The organism is Archangium sp. (genome assembly GCF_036388035.1).
Classification (GTDB): Bacteria; Myxococcota; Myxococcia; order Myxococcales; family Myxococcaceae; genus Archangium.
The window spans coordinates 1-16977 of sequence record NZ_DASVSO010000596.1; the positions used below are offsets into that span (position 1 = coordinate 1).

The window sequence follows — 16977 nt, forward strand, 5'->3', positions numbered from 1 at the left end:
GGGCTGTCGGTGAGCCACGCCATCGTGTCGAGCCTGGGCGGCACGCTGCGCGCGGAGAGCCGCGAGGGCCGGGGGACGCTCATCACCCTCACGCTGCCCGCGGCCGTCGAAGAGGTGCAGCCGCGGCAGACCCTGCTCGCCGGGTAGGACAACGCCCGCCAGTAGCCAGTGAACGCTGTGCGCGGCGGACTTCGTGCTGTTCCGGGCACTTGGTGCCGCGAGGGGAAGACGCTTGCCTGGTCGTGCCTATCCTCAAGGGAACCCACTCCCCGCCCAGGAGCACGCCCATGCAGCCACTTCCTCCGAGCCGTCCCGTCCTCTGGTCTTCCGAGCGCCCTTCCTTCACGGTGAAGGTGTCGCTGGCCGAGCTCACCCGGAGCCTCGGGGCTCCGCACGCGCGCGACGAGGAGGGGGCGGCGGGCCGCGTGTACCAGTGGGGCTTCCGCTGTGACTGCGGCCTCGAGCTGCTCGTGGACTACGAGCGTGCCTCGCAAGAGGCCTCCGTGCGGCTGGAGCACCTGGAGGTCGAGCACGCGCTCGCGCACCTGGAGCTCGGCACCGACGCGGTGACGTGGCGGCTCGACGCGGAGCAGTTCCTCCCGCTGGAGGGCTGGGCCGTCATCCGCCAGGACGGGCAGGGCAACCGGTTCGACCACTGCGTGCTGCCCCTCGAGGCCCACGCGGAGTGCCTGGCGGCGCACCTGGCGGCGCGCGCCCAGGAGCAGTCCTACGCCGTCGAGCGCCGAGGGACGCCTCCCCGGGTGAAGCACCCGCGGCGGGAGTGGGCCCCCCTGCGTCAGGCCAGCTCCGGCAACCGCCGCGAGCGGAGCTACTTCGCCGAGCCCGCTGCCGGGCCGTGAGGCCGCGGGCGCGGGGCCTCACTCCCAGGAGAACTCCACCTCGTTCTCGAGGGGTCCCGTCTGCCGGCCGCGCACCCGCGCGCCCTGCAGGCCCAGCGCCCGGAACAGGCCCAGCATCCCCCCCTCGTGGTTGAGGTAGAGCAGGAAGTCCTTCTTCGAGGTGAAGACGCCGCTCTTCGGTCCCGTCCACGTCACGCGGGACTCGCCAAAGCTCGCCGTGGCCTTGAAGGCCACCGGCATGTTGCTGATGAGCTGCTTGGGCCCCTCCTTGGCCAGCAGCAGGTACGCCCGGCCCACGACGGAGGAGAGGAAGCCGGGGGCCAGCCCCGCCCCGATGCGCCGGACGGCGTCCTCGAAGCCGCCGTGCTTCCCGCTGAGCATCCACGCCGCGGTGTACAGCACGTGGAGGTACTCGCTGACGGGGTAGGAGAAGAAGCTGCGGTAGACCTTCTCCACGCGCGGCGCGAGGCACTGCTCCACCGCCTCCTCCCCGAGATCCGCCCGGAGCGCTTCCAACACGGTGTGGAAGGACAACCCTCGCACGGTGTCCGCCGGGGTTGTCAGGGCCAGCCGCCGCTGCAACTCCAGCTCCGTGCCCAGGCTGGACGCTCCTTCCCCGGGGGGTTGCCCACCACTCATCCGCTGACGTCTCCCGTGCGAGCAGAAGAGTGTACCCGCTCTGAAACACCCTTGGCCATGCCCCCCGCCCGGGGGAGGGGCCCCGGGGGGCTCAACCGCGGAGTGCGTCCCGGACCTCGTCGAAATCCCCGAAAACGTAGCGCTTGTGCCGCCCGTCGTAGCCCAGCCACCGCTGGAGCAGGACGAAGTAGGCCTTGGCCTCCGGGCGCTGGCCTGGCGAGTGGACGAGCTTGAGGTGGTTGATGCGCCGCATGAAGACGGGGAGGGCCTGGGGGCCCATCACCTCGCAGCGCGCTCGCAGGTTGCCGGGGAGGGACTCGGGGTGGGAGCGGGCATGGGTGTTGCCCAGCCAGCCCAGCAGGGCCTCGCGCTTGGCCGGCAGACACAGCCCCTGCGTGACGAGCTGCTCCAACAGCCGGGACCACCGTGCGGCGTCGGGCTCCTGCAGGCTCTCCGCCTGGTGGCACTCCACGCCCACCTTGGGCAGGACGGTCGCGCCCACGTCGAGGCACAGCACCAGCCGCTCCACCTTGTCGGCCACCCCGGCGAGCATTGCCTCCAGCTCGGCGCGGTCTCCGGGCCAGCCGATGCGGCCCAGGTAGTCGGGCAGCGTGTCCGCGCTCAGCCCATGGAAGCACAGCCGCACCCCGTCGAAGCGGCGGGAGAACATGGCGCCCACCGCGGACACCCGGGCCCCGGGGGGCAGCGCCTCGAGGCAGGCCACCACCCGCTCCCGGACGGCGGGCGCGAGCGGCTCGCCCCACAGCAGCGCCAGGGACTCCTCCATCGCCTCCAGCCGGCGGTGGGCCGCGTCGACGTACTCGATGAAGAAGGAGGGGATGGGCACCGGGGGAGGGGCGTCGACGACGTCGAACTCCAGGAAGACGTCGCGGATCTCCTCGCGCAACAGCGTCCCCGGCTCGTCCCAGCGCGCGCCGAAGCGACGCAGGCGCTCCCAGAGGGGGTCGGCTCGCAGCGAGGAGGGCAGGGTGAAGTCCGCGCCCTCGCGCCCGGCCAGCACGGCCCGACTGCCGTCGGTGGCGATGAGGCGGACGCCGAAGTCGGCCAGGGCCTCCGGCTGTCCGAGCCGGCACTCGAAGCCGGAGGCGGAGACGGGCGGCAGCATCCGGGCGATCCGCCCGATGTGGGCCAGCGCTTCGGGAGACACGAGGTGGGGCGCGAGATGGGGCTCGGCGAGCTTCAGGTACTCATCCAGTGCATGCGCCATGGTGTCCCCTCACGGACTCGCCACCGGTGGGTGCTCCAAAAAAAGACGAGCGGACGCTGGATGCGCGCCCGCCCGTAGGTACCAGGACCCGTGGCCCGGCTTCTGACTACCAGGACTGAGACTTGCTCAGCTCCTGCGCGCCGGAGACGAGGTTGTCGAGCGCCTCATCGCTCATCTCGGTGAGGTTCTTCTCCACGTCCTGGGTGGTCTGCTCGTTGGTCATGTGCTTCCCCCTCCTCGTATGGGTATTGGAATACCCAGGCCGGGTCATCCGGCACCGGGTGCGTGGGTGGTAGGAATCTCCCCTCCCGACCGACGCCGATGGCCAGACTAAGAGAAAGACATGACAAAAAGCAATGAATTGCATTGAGCCGCCGTATGTTTTCCTTGTGCCTTCAGGCCTGGGAGAAAATACCCATGGGATGAAAGCCTTTTCCTCGAAATCCCAGCCTCACACGCTCTGCCGCAGGGCCTCGTGGACGTCCGCCAGTGCGCTCACCACGGTGGCGGTGGTGAAGAGCCGGTTGCGATCCGTGAGCACGGGTAGAAGCAGACACCCCTCTGGATCATTCCAGGGCGCGTGCACCTGGGGGCGCGGCATCCGCATGATGGGGACGTTGACCCAGCCGCCATCCGGTTGTTGCACATCCAACAGCCACTGGAGCCCGGCGAGGAGGGAAGGCGCGGGGTGGGCGAGTCCTTCATGGAGCAGCAGCGTGGCGAGGGCGAGCGCGGTGTGGAAGGGCGCGGCCTCACCGCCGGTGCCATTGCCCCAGCCCCCCGTCTCTTGCTGCGCGCCCCGCAGCCAGCGAGCGGCGCGCGCCACCGGCTCGGACGCCTCGCCTGACAGGGAGAGCAGCCGCGCCGCGTGGAAGGTGGCGTAGGTGCGGCCGTGCCACCAGAAGGCCTCCCAGAAGCCCTCGGGGGACTGCTGCTCGCGCACAGCCTGGGCGCAGGCCGCGATGAGGGGGCGGTGGCGCGCATCTCCGGAGGCGTGCAGCGCCTCGGCCGCCAGCGCGGTGACGGAGAGGTGGACGTCGCACCAGCTGCTGCCCGGGTAGCTCTCCCAGCCATTCAGGGACGTCTGTTCCGCGGGAAGGTAGGTGCGGAAACCGCGCTCGCCTTCATCCCAGTACCGCAGCAACTGGGCGCAGGCCTCGGAGAGCGCCGTCTCCGCCTCGGGCACGCCGCGCCAGTACGCGAGGAAGTGGACGGCATTGGCGGTGGAGTCCGCGTCCGCGGGCGTCGCCAGGCTGAAGCCCCACCCACCGCTGGCGTGGGCATGGCCCACCAGCCAGTCCCGGGCCCGCGCCAGCGCGGCCGGGTCGCCTCCCGTCCTCGCGAGGGCCTGGCCCACGTAGGCCGTCACCCACTGCGAGGCGATGACGTCCCGGCCCGTCACGAAGCGGAAGCGGAAGTCCAACCAGCGCCCGTCCGCCGTCTGCGCGCCCTCCAGGAAGCGCCTGCCCCTGGCGAGAGCCTCGGTGATGGTTGCCCTCAAGGCCTCCCGCTGTCGCGCATCTGCCCGCATCCGTCCTCCCGATGATGCGCGGGACTATGACATGCCACCCCGGAGGCGGTGGGCCTCGTCCGTGTCGTGACAATGACATGCGGCACCGGTTCGCCTTCGAGCCGTGGCGCCGGATGTCGAATGGGCGCTACCCGTCGGTGTACGCGCTCAGGACGGCCGGGGTGGGAGTCAGCTCGAAGGCGCGGATGCCATCGCCGAGCTGGCCATGCTCACTGCGGCCCCAGGTCCAGACGGTGCCATCCAAGTTCAGGACCAGGGTGTGGTCCGCGAGGAGGGCCAGGGCGCGTGTCCCGGGGAGGCTCGTCACCCGCTCGGGCGTCGTGCGGTAGTCCGTTGGACTCCCACCGGGCCGAGTGCCGCCCCAGCGCCAGAACGTGCCATCCGACGTCACCGCCAGCATGGAGCCACCCTGGGGGATGGCTACCACCCCCGTGAGTGCTGTCACCGGGACAGGGGTCGTTCGTCGGGTCGTCGTCCCGTCGCCGAGCTGGCCGAAAGCGTTGTCGCCCCAGGCCCAGACAGTACCGTCCGACTTCAAGGCCAGCGAGCAGTCCAACCCCGTGGAGATGGCCACCACGGAGGAGAGCCCCTCCACCTGGACGAGCGTGGTGCGGAGGGTCGTCGTCCCGTCGCCGAGCTGGCCAGCGTTGTTGTTGCCCCAGGCCCAGACGGTGCCATCCCTCTTCAGCGCCAATCCGTGGTCCCCCCCGGAGGCGATGGCCGTGACCTCCGTGAGTCCTTGGACCTGCACGGGAGTTGCTCGGAAGGTCGTCGTCCCGTCGCCGAGCACGCCGTGTTCGTTGTTGCCCCAGGCCCAGACGGTGCCATCCTTTTTCAGCGCCAACGCGTGGCGGCGGCCGGCGGAGATGGCCATCACTCCTCCGAAGTCCGTGACCTGCACGGGGGTCGTCCCGGAGGGAGTCGGCCCGGTGTTCTGGAGTCTGAAGCCCCAGGTCCAGACGGTGCCGTCCGACTTCAGCGCCAACGAGAACATCTCCCCGAGCCCGGTGGCCACGACTCCGCCGAGGCCAGCGACCTGGACGGGACTGGCGCGGGTGGTCGTCGTCCCGTCACCGAGCTGGCCGAAGGAGTTGTCGCCCCAGGCCCAGACGGTGCCGTCCGACTTTACCGCCAACGCGTTTCGGGCCTCGACGGTGAGGGTCCGCACCCCGGAGAGGCCGGCGACCTGGGCGGGCGCGGCGCGGCCGATCGGCTTCCCATTCCCGAGCTGCCCGTAGAGGTTGTCGCCCCAGGCCTGGAGGGTGCCGTCCAACTTCACCGCCAGCGAGGTCCACGACCCGGCGGCCACGGCCACCGCCCCGCCGACGTCCGCCACCCGCACGGGTGTCGTGTGCTGGGTATTCGTCCCCTCGCCGAGCTGGCCCCTGTGGTTGTCGCCCCAGGCCCAGACGGTACCGTCCGACTTCACCGCCAAGGAGTGGCTGTTCCCGGCGGCCACGGCTACCACCGCGGAGAGGTGGGCCACCTGCACGGGCAGCTTGCTGTAGAGCGGCGTTCCGTCGCCGAGCTGGCCAGCGCTGCCCTGGCCCCAAGCCCAGACGGTGCCGTCCGACTTCAGCGCCAGCGTGTGATTGTTCCCGGTGGCAAGGGCCACCACCGCCCCGGAGAGGGAGTCCACCCGCACGGGCGTGCGGCGCTCCAACACCGTATTGCCGAGGCCGAGCTGGTTGAATTTGTTGTCGCCCCAGGCCCAGACGGTGCCATCCGACTTCAAGGCCAGTGAGAAGCCCGTCCCGGCCGCGATGGCCACCACCCCGCTGAGGCCAGCCACCTGCACGGGCATGAGGCGCTGAAGGACACTCGTTCCCTCGCCGAGCACACCGGCTGCGTTGCTGCCCCAGGCCCAGACGGTGCCGTCCTTCTTCAGCGCCAGCGAGTGGTGCTGCCCGGCGGCCACGGCTCCCACCTCGGTGAGCTCGAGCACCTGCACGGGCGAGGTGCGATCGAGAGTCATTCCGTCGCCGAGCCGGCCAAGGCCGCCGTGGCCCCAGGCCCAGACGGTGCCGTCCGACTTCACCGCCAGGGTGTGAAAATCCCCGAGGGCCGCGGCCACGACCTCGTGCAGGTCCTTGCGCGCCACGGGTGTCCTGCGCTCGGTCGACGTGACGTCCGTGGGCGAGGCCTCGCCCCACTCCCAGACCAGTCCATCCGCATCCACGGCCAGGGACCGGTTCCTTCTGACGCTGAGGGACTTCCAGAAGGGCGTGCACGGGGGGACTCCCTTCACGGTGAAGGTGACGGGGGTGGACAGCCCCTCGGCATTGGTGACGGTGAGGGTGATGGCGGCGGGGAGGAGATCCGCGCGCGCGCACGTCGAGGGAGGCGCCCAGACGAGCTCACTGCCGTGCGTGCCCGTGACGGGGGTTCCCAGGGTGCCCGTCGTGCTCTCCCAGGAGAAGGAGAGGGCACTGCCCTTGGGATCCTCGGCCCTCGCCCGCAGGGTGATGGGGGCGCCGCCCCGGGTCGAGGGGGCGGACTGGAAGGTCTCCACGATGACCGGGGCGGGCGGGGGCGGTTGGATGCAGAGGGGCAGGGTGCGAGGACTCTGGCCTCCCCGCCCATCCGCCACGATGACGGTGAGGGGGCAGGGGAGACAGGTGGAGCCCTCGGGCCGGACGGTGGGGGTGAACTGGGCGGTGGCGGAGGTGCGATTCGTCCAGGTGCCCGCGCAACCCGCGTCCCACTGGTAGCTGAGCGGGTCCCCCTCCTCGTCGACGGCGAGGGCCTCCGCCGTGGCGGTCTCTCCCCCTGCCAGGGGCGAGGGCCAGGAGGAGAGCGCCTTCACCTGGGGCCAGTGGTTGAGGGTGAAGCCCGCGGTGCGGCTTCCCGCACTCGCGTTCACGGGGACGGTGAGGCTGACGGTGAGCGAGGCACCCTGGGAGTCCGTGACCGTGAGCGTGAGGGTGGCGCGATCCGTGTCCGCCGGTGCCGTCCAGGTGGTGGAGCCACTCGAGGTCGACGAGAAGGTGCCCGCGGAAGCCGTCCAGGCGTAGGTGAGGGAGTCGCCCGGGTTGGCATCCTGGGCCGTGGCCACCAGGGGGAGCGTTCCTCCCGGAGCCACGGAGCCGGGTCCGGCCACGAGCGAGGTGAGCACGGGCGCCTCGTTCGACGAGGGGGGCGGGGGATTCACCTCCTGGAGGGAGAGGGAGACCACGGTGACTCGGTCATCGGCGCGGGTGATGCCCGTGACCTCTCCGGCGTAGCGCGGGGTGCCCGTGGAATCGAAGGCCTCCGCCGAAAAGGTATGGACGGGGCCCACGGCCAGTCCGGAGACGGTCGTGGTCCACTGCCCGTTCTTCCGGACGAGGTTCAGGGTGCGCGAGTGCATGCCCGGTGCGCTCACCGTCATCCTCACCCGGGTGACACCGCTCGGAGAGGCCGAGCCCTCCTGGAGCGTCCCCCACACCAGCACCGAACCGCTGGACTCCTCCTCCGGGCGACTGCAACCCGCCGCCACCAGCCACAGTCCCGCCAGCAGGCCGAGACAGAGTGCCTTCGTCCTCGTGCTCATGATCCCCCTCCGCGAGGTCATCCGTCAGCGAGGCAGAAGCCTAACGGGTACTTCTGGAGATGGGTTTTGAAACCGTGGGGGTACGCTCGCCCCCCCCGCTGCTTCGGAGAGCCTCATGAAAATGATTCAGTTCGCCTGTCTCGCGGTGCTGCTCATCCTCGCCCCCGTGGCCCTCGCCGCCGCGCCGAAGAAGGACGCGAAACCGGAGGCCGCCAAACCCGTACGGGTGGTGCTCCAGACGGAGAAGGGGGAGATCGAGCTGGAGCTGGACGAGTCCCGCGCGCCGACGACGGTGCGCAACTTCCTCGCCTACGTGGACGCCGGCCTCTTCGAGGGCGGGGTGTTCCACCGCACGGTGAAGCTCGCGCCCGACAACCAGCCGAACAACCCGGTGAAGATCGAGGTCATCCAGGGCGGCATCAACCCGGCCCGTCAGGCCGAGGAGCGCGCGCCGATTCCGCTCGAGCGCACGAGCGTGACCGGGCTCGAGCACAAGGACGGCACGCTCTCGATGGCGCGCGACACGCCCGACAGCGCCCGGTCCGACTTCTTCATCTGCATTGGGGACCAGCCCGAGCTGGACCAGGGCGGCAAGCGCAACCCGGATGGCCAGGGCTTCGGGGCCTTCGGCCGGGTGGTGAAGGGGATGGACGTGGTCCGCGCCATCCAGCGGGCACCGGCGGAGGGACAGAAGCTCACTCCGCCGATCAAGATCCAGCGCGCCGCTCGCAAGAAGTGAGCGGCGCGCCGGGGCCTCTACCTTAGTAGCGGTAGTGGTCGCTCTTGTACGGCCCTTCCGTGGGCACGCCGATGTACTTGGCCTGATCCGGGGTGAGCTCGGTGAGCATCGCGCCGAGCTTGGTGAGCTGCAGGCGGGCCACCTTCTCATCCAGGTGACGCGGCAGCATGTACACGCCCGGCTTGTACTTGCCGGGGTTGGCGAAGATCTCCACCTGCGCCAGCACCTGGTTGGCGAAGGAGGAGCTCATCACGTAGCTCGGGTGACCGGTGCCGCAGCCCAGGTTCACCAGACGCCCCTCGGCCAACAGGATGATGCGCTTGTTGTCCGGGAAGATGATGTGGTCCACCTGCGGCTTGATGTTCTCCCACTTGTACTGCTTGAGGCCCGCCACATCGATCTCGTTGTCGAAGTGGCCGATGTTGCACACGATCGCGTTGTTCTTCATCCGCTTCATGTGATCGTGGGTGATGACCTGGTAGTTGCCCGTGGCGGTCACGAAGATGTCGGCCTTGTCCGCCGCGTACTCCATGGTCACGACCCGGTAGCCCTCCATGGCCGCCTGGAGCGCGCAGATGGGATCGATCTCGGTGACCCACACCTGGGCCTGCAGGCCGCGCAGCGCCTGCGCCGAGCCCTTGCCCACCTCACCGTAGCCCGCGACCACGGCCACCTTGCCGGCGATCATCACGTCGGTGGCGCGCTTGATGCCGTCCACCAGGGACTCGCGGCAGCCGTAGATGTTGTCGAACTTGGACTTGGTGACCGAGTCGTTGACGTTGATGGCCGGGAACTTCAGCTTCCCCTCCTTGGCCATCTGGTACAGGCGGTGCACGCCCGTGGTGGTCTCCTCGGTGACGCCCTGGATGTTCTTGAGGATCTTCGAGTACCAGCCCGGCTTGGCCGCCAGCTGCTTCTTGATGGCGGCGAAGAGCACCGTCTCCTCCTCGCTGCCGGGGTTGGCCAGCACGGAGGGATCCGTCTCGGCGCGGGTGCCCAGGTGGATGAGCAGCGTGGCGTCGCCACCGTCATCGAGGATCATGTTGGGCGTGCCGCCGTCGGCCCAGTCGAAGATGCGGTGGGTGTACTCCCAGTACTCCTCGAGCGTCTCGCCCTTGTAGGCGAACACGGGGGTGCCGCCCGCGGCGATGGCGGCCGCGGCGTGGTCCTGGGTGGAGAAGATGTTGCACGACGCCCAGCGGATCTCCGCGCCGATGGCCTCCAGCGTCTGGATGAGCACCGCGGTCTGGATCGTCATGTGGAGCGAGCCGGCGATGCGCGCGCCCTTGAGGGGCTGCGTCTTGGCGAACTCGTCGCGGATGGCCATGAGACCGGGCATCTCGGTCTCGGCGATGGCGATCTCCTTGCGGCCCCAGTCGGCCAGCTTGATGTCGGCGACCCGGTAGTCGGTGAACTTGTTCAGATCGGTTACAGCCCTCATGCCTTGCTCCTGAATGGCAGGGGCTGGAGGACGAGGGGCGGGCCCGCTGGCTCGCCTCCCGTGCTTCCAGCCACGAGTCAGCGAGCGCCGTTGCAGGAACCTGAGCCTGGCGGGAGAGGACTCCCGTTGCAGCGCTCCTCAGGTGGCGCGAACCCTACATGGCCGGGTCCGGCCGCGCAAAGGATCTCAAGGGAGGGGCTTCGCGGCGCGTTGGCCGCCGGGTGCCAGCCCGAGCGAGCGGGGGGGCGCGGGGCGGGGGGCCCGCTAGCCGTTGAGCTTGATGACGTAGGTGCAGGCGTGGCCGTCGTAGTGCTCCATCCTCACGTGATGCGACTTGCCGGTGAGGTGCCAGAGGGCGCCCTGGAGGATGCCGAGGATGGAGTCGGGCTGACGGCCGACCTCATTGACCCACACCTCGAGCGTGTCGCGGGAGACCTCGCGGACCCGGGCCTGCACGAAGTTGTTGCCATTGCGCCAGATGGAGGTGATGCGCTCGAACGCCCTTCGGGGCCCGAGCATCTTCAGCAGGGAGAACGTGGCCCGGCCGATGAGGGTCCGCAGGAACGCATCGACCTGCGCCTCGCCCAGCGTGCGCAGCCCCGCCTCGAGCGGCAGGTGCGGGTAGATGTGACGCGCGGTGAGTTCCAGGCAGTCCGCGAAGACGAGCAGCGGATAGGCGGGGAGGATGGGCTGGGAGAGATCGAGCCCCTTCTGCCGCAGAGCCTCGCGGAGCTCGGGCGTCAGCTTGTCCCGGAGGACGTCGTTGAAGAGCTTGTCGATCGTATGCCCGTAGACCAGGTGCTCGGTAGGACTGCCGCTCATGGGGCGTTCATACGCTGGAGCGGGATGCCCGCGCTATGACGGTTTTCCTCGATTCGCGGAAGGCCTTCCATGCCTGGTTGCCCGGCGGCGGGGAGGGCGGCGCTTTCCACAGAACCGTGGCGAGGGGAGGAGAGGGCTGGTTCAATCTCGCCCCCACGCAGCGGGGAGCTCCCCGTGTGACGGGCTCGTCCCGTGCGCCCACTCCTTCGCTCTCTCCTCGAGAACCATGAACGCTCGCGTCTGGAAGATTGCCCCACTGCTCTTTGGATCGGGGTTCTGCGCCCTGGTGTACCAGACCGCCTGGCAACGAGAGTTGCGGCTCATCTTCGGGGCCTCCACGGCCGCGTCCGCCGCGGTGCTGGCCATCTTCATGGGCGGGCTGGGGTTGGGCGGTGCGCTGCTGGGCGCGCGGGCGGATCGTGACAAGCGACCCCTGGGCCTCTACGCGAACCTGGAGCTGCTCATCTGCGCGGCCACCGCGGTGACGCCGCTGCTGGTGGATCTGGCGCGAGCCCTCTACGTGGCACTGGGGGGCACGGTGGCGCTGGGGCTGGGGCTGGGCACGGTGGTGCGGCTGGTGCTCTCCGCGCTGGTGCTGGCCGGGCCCACCCTCCTCATGGGCGGCACCCTGCCGGCGGCGGCCCGAGCGGCCGAGTCATCCGATGACGTCCGGCGCCGGGCCCTGGCCGTGCTCTACGGCCTCAACACCCTGGGTGCGGTGGCGGGCGCGGCGGCCTCCACCTTCTTCCTCTTCGAGGTCTTCGGCACCCGCACCACCCTCTGGCTGGCCTGCCTCCTCAACGCGCTCGTGGCGCTGGTGGCCCGGACCGTGGCGCGCTCGCTGCCCGAGGCCGAGTCCTCCGCCGAGACTCCCGAGGCGCCCGCCGCTGGCTCCTCCCAGGCGCCGGCCGTCCTCCCTCCGCGCGGCTTCGTGCTGGGCGCCGCGGCGCTGGTGGGCTTCGCCTTCTTCCTGATGGAGATCGTCTGGTACCGGATGCTCGGGCCCCTGCTGGGCGGCTCCACCTTCACCTTCGGCCTCATCCTCGTGGTGGCCCTGGCGGGCATCGGCCTGGGCGGCGCCGCCTACGCCGCGTGGGGGCAACAGCGGCCGGCCACCCTGCGGGGCTTCGCCCTCACGTGTCTGCTGGAGGCGCTGCTCATCGCCGTGCCCTTCGCCCTGGGAGACCGGGTGGCGCTGCTGGCGTTGATGCTGCGCTCGCTGGCCACGCTCGGCTTCGGCGGTCTGGTGCTGAGCTGGACGGTGGTGACGGCGCTGGTGGTCCTGCCGGCGGCCTTCATCTCCGGAGTGCAGTTCCCCCTGCTGCTCGCGCTGCTGGGCCGCGGCGGCGAGAACGTGGGACGCCAGGTGGGCCTGGCCTATGCCTGGAACACGGTGGGCTCCATCGTGGGCTCCCTGGCGGGTGGCTTCGGCCTGCTTCCGCTGCTCACCGCGCCCGGCATCTGGCGGCTGGTGGCCGCGCTCCTGGTGGTGCTGGGCGTGGGCACGATGCTCCTGTCGCTGCGGGAGGAGCGCCAGCCCTCGCGGCTGCTGCTGCCCCTGGGCTCGGCCGCGCTGGCCGTCTTCCTCCTCTTCTCGATCGGGCCCACGGCCGTCTGGCGTCACAGCGGCATCGGCGCCGGGCGAGCCCCCCAGACCCATGCCTCCATCAACAGCCTGCGCAAGTGGATCGGCGACACCCACCACTCGCTGAGCTGGGAGGCGGACGGTGTGGAGAGCAGCGTGGCCCTCGTGGGCGGCGACGGGCTCTCCTTCATGATCAACGGCAAGGCGGATGGCCACAGCATCGGCGACGCGGGCACGCAGGTGATGGGCGGGCTCGTCGGCGCGCTCGTCCACCCCAAGCCCCGGCGCGCCCTGGTCATCGGTCTGGGCACCGGCAGCACCGCGGGCTGGCTCGCCGCCATCCCGGAGATGGAGCGGGTGGACGTGGTGGAGCTCGAGCCCGTGCTGCTCGAGGTGGCGCGCCGCTGTGAGCCCGTCAACGAGCGTGTGCTGGACAACCCCAAGGTGCGCGTCCTCACCGGTGACGCCCGGGAGGTCCTGCTCGCCTCCAAGGAGTCGTACGACATCATCTTCTCCGAGCCGTCCAACCCCTATCGCGCCGGCATCTCCAGCCTCTTCACCCGGGAGTTCTATCAGGCGGTGAAGCGGCGGCTGGCGCCCGGGGGCGTCTTCTTGCAGTGGCTGCAGGCCTACGAGGTGGATGCGCGGACGGTGCGCAGCGCCTACGCCACGCTGGGCACCGAGTTCGCCTCGGTGGAGACGTGGCAGCTGGTGCCGTTGGATCTGCTGCTGGTGGCCACCGAGGCGCCGCTGCGACACGATCTGGAGCGCCTGCGCGCGCGCGTGGCCCAGGAGCCCTTCCGCCGGGCGCTCGCGGTGGCGTGGAGGACCGACTCGGTGGAGGGCGTGCTGGCGCACTTCGTGGCGCAACCCCGGATGGCCGCGGCGCTGGCGGAGGACCAGGAGGAGCTCGTCAACACGGACGACCTGTCCTTCATGGAGTTCGCCTTCGCCCGAAGCGTGGGGCGGCCGACGGGCTTCTCCGTGAACGATCTGCACGCCACGGCGCTGAGGCTGAAGGCGAATCGGCCCGAGGTGGAGCGCGGCACGGCGGCGTGGGACCAGGTGGAGGTGGAGCGGATGTTGATGACGCTGGACAGTGGGGCCGCGCTCCCGCCCCTGTCGGCGGAGGCGGGCCCGGACGTGCGGCGCCGCCGGGCCTTCCTCGAGGCCTATGTCCGGAACGACCTGCAGGCGGCCCTGCGGCTGTGGGGCGTGGGCAAGTGGGAGCCGCGGGGTCCGGCCGAGCAGCTGGTGCTGGCGCACGTGCTGGCCATCACGGGCGACGAGGCGGCCCTCCCGCTGCTGGAGCGGCTGCGCGAGACGGCTCCCTTCGAGAGCGAGGCCCTGCTGGGGCGGCTGCGGCTGCAGCAGGGGCGGCTCGTCGAGGCCACTGAGGCCCTGGAGCGCGCCTTCGCCATCATGAGGGAGGCCCCGTGGGGCTTCCGGCCCGTGGCCAAGGCGGCCCTGCAGAGCACCCAGGGGGTGGCCGCGCGTGACGCCACCCTGGGGCGTCGCCTCCATGCCGCGCTGGAGAAGCCCTTCAGCAACAACGCCATGGGGGATCAGCGCCTGTTCGCGCGGCTGGAGCTGGCCACGCTGCTGGATGCGCCGGGCATGTGCGTCGAGGCCTTCGCCCCCTTCGAGCCCAACCCCTCGTGGATGCGCCCCTTCCTCGAGGAGCGCGCCCGCTGCTACACGGCCAACGGGCACCCGCTGCGGGCCCAGGCCCAGGCGGACCTGGAGAACTTCCTGTCCGAGGAGCCGGCGTCCCTCTGGGGCTCGGCCTCCCTGGCGCCGACCCCGAGCGGGCTCCCGGTCTCGGACACGGGCGTGCCGTAGCGGTGGCCCGGCGGGGAAGGGCGCCACCCGGTGGGGTGACGCCCTTCGAGGCGGCTCAGAAGGCGGAGCCGCTCACCCGCTTGCCCGGCGAGGACGCCGCGCTCGATAGGGTGGTGTGCAGCACGAAGGTGCCGCCGCTGCTGGCATCCGGGTCGCGGTTCATCGACACCCCGTCCGTGCTGGCGAGCGACGAGGCATAGGTGGTGGTGTTCACCGTCGTCCCCGCCGAGTTCTTCACCGTCACGGTGTCGCCGCTGTTGCCCAGGCCCAGCGTCCCCGTGGAGGCGCCCACCGCGTTGGACAGGCCCGCGGGAATGCCCGCGGCGCCGCCGAACACGACGATCGCCGCGCCCGCGGGCAGGCTCGTGCCGCTGGCGAAGGTGTGGCGCACGCCCGTGCTGTCGGAGACGGTCCAGCCGGAGAGGTCCGCGGCCGTCCCACCCGAGTTGACGAGCTCCACGAACTCACCGTTCACGTCCGAGCCCGCCTCGTTGGCGAGCACCTCGTTGATGAACACCTGCGCGGTGCCGCCGCCCCCGCTCCCGGTGGTGATGGTGAAGGCCGCGTTGCTCGTGTCGGAGATGGCGGAGTTGGAGGCATCGCTCACGCGCACCCGGGCGGCGGTGGAGGCGCTGCTCGGGACCGTCCAGCCGTAGAAGCCCGTGGAGGCCGAGAAGCTGGAGGTGATGGTGGTCCAGGTGGTGCCATCGAGCGTGTACTCGAGCTTCACGTTCGTCACGCCCGAGGCCGTCCAGGAGATGCTCTGGGGGCTGCCGGCCGCCCAGCTCTCGCCGCCGTTGGGCGAGCTCACCGTGACGCTCGCGGTGACGGTGTCCGCGGGGATGAGGAAGTCCTTGATGACGGCCATGTGCTGCATGCTGGAGGCGCCGCTGTCGGCGCTCAGCGCGGGGGAGATCTCCGAGATGGGCGAGTACACGCGGGTGTCCGCCACCAGGCCCGCGGCGAAGGAGCTGGCGCCGATGACCGTCGCCGTCTGGTAGGCGCGCAGATCGCTGTCGACGAGGACGTGATCGTACGGGCTGGCGCGGCTCGCGTTGGTGTTGGTGTTGCCGTTGCGGTCCGCCGGGTAGGGGGCGGCCGTGGTCACCACCTGGGAGAAGGTGCTGAAGGCGGCCTCGGTGCGGCTGCTGGTGTTGAAGTCACCACCGATGGCCAGGTAGTCGCCGGTGGGGACGTTGGCCTTGATGAAGTTGACCAGGTTGGTCGCCTCGGTGTTGCGCACGCTGCTGCTGGAGGTGAGCAGGTGCACGCTCACCACCCAGAGGTCCTTCGGTCCCGGCACGTCGATGCGGGCCCACGCGAAGTCGCGGTTGGTGACCTGGTTGTCGTCCCACTCCCCCGCGGCGATGATGGGCCAGCGGCTGATGACGCCGTTGGGGATCTGCGCGGCGCCCTCGCGGTAGTAGTGGAAGCCCGTGCCGAACGCGGTGTCGACGAAGCCCCGGATGGCCGCGGCCGAGTTGTCCCCGTAGTTGAACTCCTGGATCATCACCACGTCCGGGTCGGTGCCCTGGAAGATGCGGATGCCGTGGCCCGGGTCATAGCTCTGCAGGGTGCCGCTGGTGGTGTTGGCGGCCATCAGGCGCACCCGGACGCTCGTCAGCGAGGCCTCCTGGGTGTCCAGGGAGTCATCGCCCATCCCGTCCTGCGGCATGCCACCGCACGCCGCGAGCATCAGGGAGAGCACGGCCGCCAGCAGCCGGCGGTCGAGGAGCGTGTGCCTCGAGGAGGTTTCTGTCATTCGCACGATGTCGAGTCCTGCTCCGGGGACCCGGAGCCGTGAGGGAGGGACGGTGGAGACACCACGTCTCCTGGTGAGGCAGGCGCGGGCCTGCTCCACCAATCCGGATTATCGCCGATAGTCAGGGCTTCGTTGCGTTACCGCGCGAAAAATCCATCCCTCTTGACGCCGTTCCCGGAAAGTGGAGTCCTTTCCGGGAGATACGGAGGCCTCGGGTCCGTTGAACCCCTCCGCTCAGAGGGCCACCCGGAACGCGGCCTCCGTCTTCGCCTTCACCTCGTCCAGCGTGACGCCAGGGTGCAGCTCCTTGAGCACCAGCCCCTGTCCCGGGACGAGTTCGAACACGCACAGGTCCGTGATCAGCAGGTTGACCACGCCCTGGCCGGTGATGGGCAGCGTGCACCGCTTGAGGACCTTCGACGCGCCCTTCGCGGTGTGCTCCATCAGCACCACCACGCGCTTCACGCCGGACACCAGATCCATCGCGCCACCGGGCCCCTTCACCATCTTGCCCGGCACCATCCAGTTGGCGAGGTCGCCATTCTCGGCCACTTCCAGGCCACCCAGGATCGAGAGATCCACGTGCCCACCGCGGATCATCCCGAACGAGTCCGCGCTGGAAAAGAAGCTCGAGCCCGGTCGCGTGGTGATGGTCTGCTTGCCAGCGTTGATGAGGTCGGCATCCACCTCGTCCTCGGTCGGGAAGGGGCCGATGCCCAGCAGGCCGTTCTCCGACTGCAGCGTGACGTTGATGCCCGGCGGGATGTGGTTCGCGACCAGCGTGGGAATGCCGATGCCGAGGTTGACGTAGTAGCCGTCGCGCAGCTCCTGCGCGGCGCGCCTGGCCATCTGTTCGCGGATGGGAGAATCCTTCTTGGACGCGGCCGCGCCCTGCACGGTGCGGAACTCGATGCGCTTCTCGTAGCGGGCCCCCTGGATGATGCGATCCACGAAGATGCCCGGCGTGTGGATTTCATCGGGCTGGAGCTCACCCAC

General features: G+C 70.3%; 11 protein-coding genes, 1 pseudogene and 1 riboswitch. Of the genes and pseudogenes, 4 read left to right on the plus strand and 8 right to left on the minus strand.

Going from position 1 to position 16977, the window contains the following annotated elements; genetic code table 11:
- A pseudogene (locus VF697_RS43560) lies at nucleotides 1-147 on the plus strand (histidine kinase); the annotation flags it as partial.
- Nucleotides 148-287: 140 nt separating this feature from the next.
- Nucleotides 288-860, plus strand: coding sequence for a hypothetical protein (locus tag VF697_RS24290; protein WP_331098898.1), 573 nt, complete (start codon nucleotides 288-290; stop codon nucleotides 858-860).
- Nucleotides 861-878: 18 nt separating this feature from the next.
- Here VF697_RS24290 and VF697_RS24295 read toward each other — a convergent pair whose 3' ends face one another.
- The 4 genes from VF697_RS24295 to VF697_RS24310 all read right to left on the minus strand — a co-directional run bounded on the left by VF697_RS24295 (nucleotide 879) and on the right by VF697_RS24310 (nucleotide 7790).
- Complete coding sequence (locus VF697_RS24295) at nucleotides 879-1499, minus strand: TIGR02265 family protein (RefSeq protein ID WP_331098900.1); 621 nt, start codon at nucleotides 1497-1499, stop codon at nucleotides 879-881.
- Nucleotides 1500-1590: 91 nt separating this feature from the next.
- Nucleotides 1591-2727: a hypothetical protein gene (locus tag VF697_RS24300; protein WP_331098902.1), complete on the minus strand. Its 1137-nt coding sequence runs from the start codon at nucleotides 2725-2727 to the stop codon at nucleotides 1591-1593.
- A 451-nt stretch (nucleotides 2728-3178) separates the two neighbouring features.
- On the minus strand, nucleotides 3179-4228 hold the full coding sequence (locus tag VF697_RS24305) for a prenyltransferase/squalene oxidase repeat-containing protein (RefSeq protein WP_331098904.1): 1050 nt from the start codon (nucleotides 4226-4228) through the stop codon (nucleotides 3179-3181).
- 157 nt (nucleotides 4229-4385) lie between these two features.
- Nucleotides 4386-7790 carry an RCC1 domain-containing protein gene (locus VF697_RS24310; RefSeq protein WP_331098906.1) on the minus strand — a complete coding sequence of 1135 codons (3405 nt, stop codon included), beginning with the start codon at nucleotides 7788-7790 and terminating at the stop codon, nucleotides 4386-4388.
- Between the two features lie 115 nt (nucleotides 7791-7905).
- Between VF697_RS24310 and VF697_RS24315 the strand changes: the two genes are divergently transcribed.
- Nucleotides 7906-8529, plus strand: a complete 624-nt coding sequence (locus VF697_RS24315; protein ID WP_331098908.1) for a peptidylprolyl isomerase — start codon at nucleotides 7906-7908, stop codon at nucleotides 8527-8529.
- A gap of 22 nt (nucleotides 8530-8551) precedes the next feature.
- Here VF697_RS24315 and ahcY read toward each other — a convergent pair whose 3' ends face one another.
- Nucleotides 8552-9970, minus strand: coding sequence for an adenosylhomocysteinase (gene ahcY / locus VF697_RS24320; RefSeq protein ID WP_331098910.1), 1419 nt, complete (start codon nucleotides 9968-9970; stop codon nucleotides 8552-8554).
- 75 nt (nucleotides 9971-10045) lie between these two features.
- Nucleotides 10046-10116: riboswitch (S-adenosyl-L-homocysteine riboswitch) on the minus strand.
- A 118-nt stretch (nucleotides 10117-10234) separates the two neighbouring features.
- Entirely contained in the window at nucleotides 10235-10792 is a 558-nt protein-coding gene (locus VF697_RS24325) for a DUF2378 family protein (protein ID WP_331098912.1), read from the minus strand.
- 226 nt (nucleotides 10793-11018) lie between these two features.
- Between VF697_RS24325 and VF697_RS24330 the strand changes: the two genes are divergently transcribed.
- On the plus strand, nucleotides 11019-14219 hold the full coding sequence (locus VF697_RS24330; RefSeq protein ID WP_331098914.1) for a fused MFS/spermidine synthase: 3201 nt from the start codon (nucleotides 11019-11021) through the stop codon (nucleotides 14217-14219).
- 55 nt (nucleotides 14220-14274) lie between these two features.
- Here VF697_RS24330 and VF697_RS24335 read toward each other — a convergent pair whose 3' ends face one another.
- Both VF697_RS24335 and VF697_RS24340 read right to left on the minus strand, forming a co-directional pair.
- Entirely contained in the window at nucleotides 14275-15981 is a 1707-nt protein-coding gene (locus VF697_RS24335; protein WP_331098916.1) for a lamin tail domain-containing protein, read from the minus strand.
- Between the two features lie 234 nt (nucleotides 15982-16215).
- Nucleotides 16216-16830, minus strand: coding sequence for a 3-oxoacid CoA-transferase subunit B (locus VF697_RS24340; protein WP_331098918.1), 615 nt, complete (start codon nucleotides 16828-16830; stop codon nucleotides 16216-16218).
- Nucleotides 16831-16977 lie beyond the last annotated feature (147 nt).